A 2,202-nucleotide genomic window follows, 5' to 3' on the forward strand; every position below is an offset into this window, starting at 1 on the left:
AAGGTGCGGACCGCCATGGGAAAGCCAAGTTCGAGCAGGCCGGCCAGCACCGCGCAGGAGAAGTCGAGCGCGAACAGCCCCTTCCAGGGCGCGTAATAGGACAGGAAACGTCTGATCATCGAGGTGAACCGCAAGCTGTCTTGATGGACGCGGCGAGGGCACCGGCCGCCATCGATGGGCGCTGCTTACAATCGGCAGGGCAGGGCCGGCAATATGCCAGGGCCGACTTCATTGCCTGCCTTTCCACATCAGCGCCATGAAATAGGGGCCGCCGACGAAGGCGGCGATGAGCCCGGCCGGCACCTGCCAGGGAAAGATCAGCGTCCGGCCGGCCCAGTCGGCGGCAACGAGGATCAGCCCGCCTGTCATGGCCGAGGCCAGAAGCTGCGGCACGGCACGGCGGAAGCCGAGCATGCGCGCGAGATGCGGCGCCATCAGGCCGACGAAGCTCAGCGGGCCGATGACCAATGTCGCGGTTGCGGTGGCCAGCGCGGTAAGTGCCAGCAGAATGGCGCGAACCCGTCCAAGCCGCAGGCCAAGGCCACGCGCGGCAGTTTCGCCGAGCGGCACTATATCGAGCCAGCGCGCCGTCAGCGGCGCCAGCGCGAGGACGGCGACCGCGACCGCAGCGGCAGTGAAGGCATCATTGGGCGTTGCGCGATAGGTCGATCCCGATAGCCAGGCGAGCAGGAAGCCCGTGCGCGGATCGCCGCTGGCCAGAAGCAGCGCGGCGAAGGCCGACGCGACCGTCGCCACGGCGACGCCGGCAAGCAGCAGCCGCGACGGCGACAGTGCATTGCGCCGCCCGACCAGCACGACGATCGTCAGCGCCAGCAAGGCGCCCGCGAGTGCGGCGCCGAGCATTGCCGCGCGGTCGAAGCCGTCGCTGAGCAACAGCAGCGCCAGCACGCCGAAAGAGGCGCCGCCGGAAATGCCGAGCACTTCGGGTGCTGCCATCGGGTTGCCGGTCATGCGCTGCATCAGCGTGCCGGCGACCGCGAGCAGGACGCCCGCCGACAGGGCTACGACGACGCGAGGCGCGCGCAGGGCAAGCAGCTCGGTCAAATCCTCGGATGCGATCCAGTGCCAACCGCCTGCGCCACGGCCAAAGCCCATTGCGACGACAACCGCGAGGATGAGCGCCAGCAGGCCGGCGATCAACGGCAGGCCGTTTGTCGGCAGGCGTACGGACGACATCATATCGGCCTGCCTTTCGGGGGTGGTTCGCATTCGCGGCAACAGGAACAGCAGCAGCGGCGCGCCGAGCAAAGCGGTCGCGGTGCCGGCGGGGATTTCGCCGGCGAACGGCAGATGCTGCACCAGGCGGTCGGTGAGCCAGAGCAGGGCGCCGCCGACCAGCGGCGACCAGACCAGGCGGCGGCCAAGCGTGCGCGCTCCGGCCAGCCGCGCCAGCGCCGGGGCAGCGAGCGCTACGAACCCGATGACGCCGACCTCGGCGACGACCAGCGCGCCAAGCGAGACGGCGACAGCCATGCCGGCAAGGCGGATGACGGCCGGGCGGGTGCCGAGCGATGCCGCGCCGTCGTCGCTGAGATCGAGCAGGCGTAGCGGTCGCCAGAGCAGGAACGCGGCGCAGATGCCGGCCAGCAGCCACGGCGCCAGAGCAACGACGGCCGCATCGCCATTCTGCACCAGCGAGCCGCTCTGCCAGATGAACAGCTCCTCGGTGTATTCGCGGTTGAGCGCCATCAGCAGCGCGCCGGCCGAACCGAAAGTGAGGCTGACGACGAGGCCGGCGATGATGATCGACACTGGCGAAAAGCTGCGCCCGCGCGCCAGTGCGAAAACGGCTGATGTGGCGAGAGCGCCGCCAGCCAGCGCCACCCCTTCACGGCCGCCTTCCAGCAGCCATGGTGCGTAGAGGGTGGCGGCCGCCAAAGCGAGGCTTGCTCCGGCATTGGTGCCGATCGTGGTCGGCTCGGCCAGCGGGTTGCGCAGCACATGCTGCATGACGACACCGGCGAGACCGAGCGCCGCGCCGGCCAGCACGCTGACGGCGACACGTGGCAGGAAAGCATAGCGATACAGCAACTGCACTGGATCGGATGTGTCGGGGGCGGTGAGCGCCTGCCACCACAGGTGCGCCGGCAGAAGGTGGATGAGATCGATGACGCTCAGCACCAGCGCCAGCCCCGCGGGCACGGCAACTAGCAGGATGAGCGCGCCGATGCCGTCGCGCTG

At 69.6% G+C, this 2,202-nt stretch carries 2 protein-coding genes; both read right to left on the reverse strand.

Annotation, left to right across the window (positions count from 1 at the left end):
• A partial coding sequence (locus EN994_RS36795) for an ABC transporter ATP-binding protein (RefSeq protein WP_164746274.1) occupies nt 1-119 on the reverse strand: 119 nt, incomplete at its 3' end.
• Between the two features lie 109 nt (nt 120-228).
• A partial coding sequence (gene fhuB / locus EN994_RS28240; protein WP_245466106.1) for a Fe(3+)-hydroxamate ABC transporter permease FhuB occupies nt 229-2,202 on the reverse strand: 1,974 nt, incomplete at its 5' end.

Origin of the sequence: Mesorhizobium sp. M7A.F.Ca.CA.002.09.1.1, from assembly GCF_003998555.1 — a bacterium.
GTDB lineage: Bacteria > Pseudomonadota > Alphaproteobacteria > Rhizobiales > Rhizobiaceae > Mesorhizobium > Mesorhizobium ciceri.